Origin of the sequence: Patulibacter sp. (genome assembly GCF_030655195.1) — a bacterium.
Lineage (GTDB): Bacteria > Actinomycetota > Thermoleophilia > Solirubrobacterales > Solirubrobacteraceae > Patulibacter.
The window spans coordinates 1-4955 of sequence record NZ_JAURWA010000096.1; the positions used below are offsets into that span (position 1 = coordinate 1).

Consider the following 4955-nt stretch of genomic DNA (forward strand, 5'->3'; position numbering starts at 1 on the left):
GCGCGTGGGTCGGCCGCGTCGGGCCGCGCGGTGGCCGCGCCCGGCTGGGTCCTGGGCGTGGCCGGCGGCGTCGCCGTCGGCAAGAGCACGGTCGCGCGCCTGCTCGCCGAGCTGCTGCCCGCGGAGGTCGAGGGCCCGGTCGTCGTGGTCTCGATCGACGGGTTCCTGCGGACCAACGCCGAGCTCGAGCAGCTCGGCCTGACCGCGCGGAAGGGCGCACCGGAGACCTACGACCTCGGCGCGCTCCGCACGCTGCTGGCCGACGTCCGCGCGGGCGTCGCCGCGACCGACGTCCCGGTCTACGCCCACCGGCTGCAGGACCGCGACCCCGCGCGCACGATCCGGGTGGACGCGCCGGCCGTCCTGATCCTCGAGGGGCTCTCGGCCCTGGCGTCCCCCGACGCCGGCGGCGTCGGCGACCTCGTGGACCTCGGCGTCTACGTCGACGCCGCCGAGGCCGACGTCCGCGACTGGTACCTCGACCGCTTCCGGGCCTGGCGGGCGGCGGCCGCGGACGACGACGGGTCGTTCCTGCACCGCATCGCGGACCTGCCCGACGCCGACGCGGACGCCCTCGCCCTGCGCGTCTGGGAGGAGACCAACGCGCCGAACGTGCGGCAGAACGTCCTGCCGACCCGCGAGCACGCCGACGTCGTCCTGGAGAAGGGCCCCGACCACCGGGTCGGGCGGGTGCTCGTGCGGCCGGTCTGAGGCACCACGCCGACGGTCCGGGCCGACCCCGCCCGGCACGCACCGCGCGGCCCACGGTCCCGGGCCTGTCCCGGGTCCCGTCTGCGGTCGCCCCTGCCACCATCCCTCCATGGACCTCGGACTGACCGGCCACGCGATCGTCGTCACGGGGGCGACCAGCGGCATCGGGCGGGCCGCCGCGGTCGCGCTCGCCGGGGAGGGCGCGCGGCTGCTGCTCGTCGCGCGCGGCGAGGAGGGGCTCGCGCGCACGGCGGCCGAGCTGCCGGGAGGGCCGCACGCCGCGTTGTCGGCCGACGTGGCGGAGCCCGCGTCGGGCGCGACGATCGTCGCCGCCTGCCGCGAGGCCCACGGGCGCCTGGACGCGCTGGTGCTCGCCGCCGGCACGAGCCGCGACGCCCCGCCGCACGACCTGACGCCGGAGGACTGGGACCTGCAGTGGCGGATCAACGTCCTGGGGCCCCACGCGCTGCTGCTGGCCGCCGCGGACGACCTGGCCGACGCCCCGGGCGGCGGCCGGGCGGTGCTCGTCTCGTCGTCCTCCGGCAAGCGGCCGTCGGCGAGCAACATGGCCTACTCCGTCGGCAAGGCGGCCCAGCTGTCGCTCTCGCGGGCGTGGGCGCAGGAGCTCGCCCCGCGCGGGGTGCGCGTCAACGCGGTGACGCCAGGGCCGATCGACAGCGAGATGTGGCTGGCGCCGGGCGGCCTGGCCGAGCAGGTGGCCGAGCGCCGCGGCACGACGAAGGACGAGGCGCTCGAGGGTGCCCGGGCCCGGGTGCCGCTGGGGCGCTTCGGCACGCCGGAGGAGATCGCCGACGTCCTCGTGCTGCTGGCGTCGCCGCGGGCGGGCTTCGCCGTCGGCGGGGCGTGGTCGGCGGACGGCGGCTCGGTCGCCACCATCGTCTGACGGCCCGCCCGGGCGTTCAGCCCGCGTACGGCACGAGGATGCTGCGCACGAGGGTCGTCGTCGCCTTCTTCGGCAGCGTCACCCGCACGACGAGCTGCGGGCCCGGGACGGGGTTGCCGAGCTGCGGGGCGACGGCCACCACGGTGCCCAGCGCCCGTGGGGGCAGGCCCCCCAGGCGCACGCCGAACCGGCCGCCCGACGCGGTCTTCACGTACATCAGCTTCTGCAGCGCGGCGGGCCCGATCTTCTGCCCCGGCCGCAGGGACGGGGTCGACGCGCCGCCGTAGGTGGGGATCCGCAGCTCGGCGTCCACCGTCTCGCGCCGGGTGTTCTTCACGGTGTAGGTCGTGGTGATGCTCGAGGCGGTCACGCGGTGGGCGACGCCGACGGTCACGCCGATCGCGCTCTCGCCGCCCGACAGCGTGAGGGGCCGCGTCATCGGCCGGGAGACGTCGCGCTCGGCCTCCGGCGGCGTGATCACCGACTGCTGCTTCTGGAAGACGCCGCGCTGGGTCTCGATCACGGGGACGCCGGCCGAGAGGATCCGCAGCCCCAGGGCGCCGTCCTCGCTGCCGCCGATGCCCGTCAGCGCGCGTCCGCGCGAGTCGATCAGGCGGGCCGGCTCGAGACCGCCGACCTTCAGCGGCGCCCACGGGCGCAGGAACGCCGTGGCGAACCGCTTGGTCGTCACCGCCGTGCGGCCGATGTCGTCGTCGTTGGAGAACGCGTCGGGCAGCGGCTCCGCCGTCGACGCGGCCCGGCCGGGGCTCGCCAGGCCGCGGTCGGCCATCTCGGCGAGCGTCGACGCGAAGCGCGCGGTCCCGGTCAGCCCGTCGAACGTGGGCGTCACCAGCGGTCCGCCCGCCAGCCCGTAGGAGGTGGCCGGCAGCACCACGGAGTCGGCCGTGGCCGCCCGCCGCTGGTACGTCTGCACCGCCCGCCGCACGAGCCAGCGGGTCGTGGCCTGCTGGGCGGGCAGGAGCCCCTGGGCCGTGGAGCCCTCGGTCCCGGCGGCGTAGCCGCGCAGCGCCAGCAGCCAGTACTGCGTCAGGTGCAGGCGCGAGAGCCCCTTGCCGGAGTCCCAGTTGAGGTAGCCGCTGGAGGTCCAGTCGCCCCACGTCGTGCGGCGGGCCCACGAGCGCAGGACGTCGCGCGTGCGCTTGGGCAGCTTGCCCATGCCGAGCTTGCGGGCCTGGTCGAGGTAGGCCAGCGCACCCATCGTGATGTTGGCGTACTCGCCCGTGTCCGACCGGTTGGTCGGGTTGCTCGCCACGCGCTGGGGCAGGTAGCGGAAGGCCCCGCCGGTGCCGAGGTTCGCGGAGCCGCCCGGGTAGGCCGGCGTCTTCGCGTGGTCCGCGAACCAGACGAGCTGCGCCCGGTAGTCGCGGCGCAGGAGCATCGGGTCGCCGGTGACCTCGACGTCCGCGGCGTAGATGTCCGCGCTCCAGTTGATCTGGTTCAGGAGCCGCGAGGGCGAGCGCCAGAACGGCGACCGGGCGACGGCGGAGACGCGGTCGCGGATCAGGGCACGGGCCTCCTGCGACAGCCCGACGACGTTCCGGGCGCGCCACGCGGCCGCGAGCGCCCGGGCGGCGACGGCGTCGAGCGCCTGGTGCATCGAGTCGACCCCGCCGACGGGGTCCGCGAAGCCGGGGGCGTGGATCGTGACGCTGTGGCCGGGCTCGGGCGCGGGGGCGACCTTGCCGTCGAGCGTCGGCACGTACATCGGTCCCGTCAGGAGCCGGACGAGCTGCTCGATGCGCTCGGGGTGCGAGCCGGCGCGTCCCCCGACGCGGTCACGTCGGCCCAGGGCGGCGTAGGCGTGCACGAGGAGCATCTCGGCGTTCAGGCGCGCGCGGGCGACGCCGGCGACGACGTAGGCCCCCTGCGCCGGGTCCCAGAGGCCCTCGATCGGGGTGACGGCGGCGTCCGCGACGGACCACAGGTCGCCGGGGTCGGCGGCAAGGAGGCGCTGCTCCGCCGTGGCCAGCGCCGTGGGGTCGGCGGAGCCCGGGGCGCCGGGCTCGGTCGGATCGATCTCGGACTGCTGCGGCCGGACGGGTGTCCCCGGGGCGGGAGCGTCGAGCTCGGAGGCCGCCGCGGAGGCCGGGTCGGCAGGGGTGGTCGGGGTCGCCGCCGCGGCCCCGGAGGTGCCCGTGAGCAGGAGGAAGGCGACGACGGGCACCAGGGCGCGGCGGGCGGCGGGGGACGCGGGCACGACCGCGCATGGTGACCGATCGGGCGGTCGACGTGCGCCGCCCCCGCACCCGGTCCGCCCGCCGACCCGACGGCCGCGGGATGGGCAGTCGTCGGACCGGGGGATACGATCGCCCGGTCCCCGACGACCGGTCGCTCCGCGGCCCGCGGCGGGTGACGGGCCACGATCCAGGAGACGAGCCCCGAGTGACCGAGACCACCGCACCCGCCCCCGTCGGCAAGCAGTACGACCCCGTCGTCTACGCGCTGGGCCGCGAGAAGATCCGCGAGTACGCCCGAGCGGTGGGGGAGACCAACCCGCTGCACCACGACGTCGCGGCCGCCCGCGCCGCGGGCTACGAGGACGTCGTCGCCCCGCCGATGTTCGTGGTCGTCTACTCCGCCGAGGCGATCGGCGGCGCGATGTTCGATCCCGAGGTCGGCATCGACATGGCGCGCCTGGTCCACGGTGCCCAGGAGTTCACCTGGGAGCGCGTGCTCGTGGCCGGCGAGGAGGTCTCGACCGTCATGACGCTCGACGAGGTCCGCCACGTCGACACCGCCGACCTGACCTACTACGTCTTCGGCGCGACCACGACCGACGCCGCCGGCGAGGTCGTCTCGACCGGGGTCTGGACCAACATCGTACGGGGGACGGGCTCGTGAGCGACGACAGCACGACGACGCCGGAGACCCCCGAGGCCGTGGCGTGGGAGACCGGCGGGGTCCTGCCCGAGCTCGCCGTCACGCCCGACAAGTACCTGACCGTGCGCTACGCCGGGGCGTCGGGCGACTTCAACCCGATCCACGTCGACGAGGAGTTCGCCCAGCAGGTCGGGCTCCCCGGGCGGATCCTCCACGGCCTGTGGACGATGGCGCAGGTCGCCCGCGCGGCGACCGAGGCGGTCGGCGGCGACGAGGCCCCGGGGTCGCTCCGCCGGCTCGAGGTCGCGTTCCGGGGCATGGCGGTGCCGGAGGAGCCCGTCGTCGTGACGGGGGAGATCAAGGCTGTCGAGGAGGGTCTCGCGACGATCTCGCTGACCGCCCGCCAGGGCAAGGCGCGGGTCGTCCGCGGCGGCCGCGCGGTCGTCCGCGTCCCCGACCGGGGCTGAGCGCCCGGCCGGCCCCGGTCAGGTGCGGGGCC

5 protein-coding genes are annotated in these 4955 nt (G+C 76.6%); 4 read left to right on the forward strand and 1 reads right to left on the reverse strand.

The window, feature by feature from the left end:
- Positions 1 to 711: hypothetical protein (locus Q7T67_RS10045; protein WP_304788637.1), on the forward strand; the 711-nt coding region annotated here is incomplete at its 5' end.
- A 109-nt stretch (positions 712 to 820) separates the two neighbouring features.
- Positions 821 to 1615 carry an SDR family NAD(P)-dependent oxidoreductase gene (locus Q7T67_RS10050; RefSeq protein WP_304788639.1) on the forward strand — a complete coding sequence of 265 codons (795 nt, stop codon included), beginning with the start codon at positions 821 to 823 and terminating at the stop codon, positions 1613 to 1615.
- Between the two features lie 16 nt (positions 1616 to 1631).
- Here the strand turns inward: Q7T67_RS10050 and Q7T67_RS10055 are convergent, their stop codons facing one another.
- Positions 1632 to 3833, reverse strand: a complete 2202-nt coding sequence (locus Q7T67_RS10055) for a hypothetical protein (RefSeq protein ID WP_304788641.1) — start codon at positions 3831 to 3833, stop codon at positions 1632 to 1634.
- A gap of 185 nt (positions 3834 to 4018) precedes the next feature.
- Here Q7T67_RS10055 and Q7T67_RS10060 point away from each other — a divergent pair, with 185 nt between their 5' ends.
- Both Q7T67_RS10060 and Q7T67_RS10065 read left to right on the forward strand, forming a co-directional pair.
- Positions 4019 to 4477 (forward strand): MaoC family dehydratase N-terminal domain-containing protein, encoded by a 459-nt coding sequence (locus Q7T67_RS10060; protein WP_304788643.1) that lies wholly within the window; start codon positions 4019 to 4021, stop codon positions 4475 to 4477.
- Positions 4474 to 4923, forward strand: a complete 450-nt coding sequence (locus tag Q7T67_RS10065) for a MaoC/PaaZ C-terminal domain-containing protein (RefSeq protein WP_304788645.1) — start codon at positions 4474 to 4476, stop codon at positions 4921 to 4923. The genes Q7T67_RS10060 and Q7T67_RS10065 overlap by 4 nt, the downstream gene beginning before the upstream one ends.
- Positions 4924 to 4955: the final 32 nt, after the last annotated feature.

What these genes read in the sequence shown, in the direction of transcription:
- Q7T67_RS10050 (WP_304788639.1), top strand. Translation starts at nt 821, where the DNA reads ATGGACCTCGGACTGACCGGCCACGCGATCGTCGTCACGGGGGCGACC.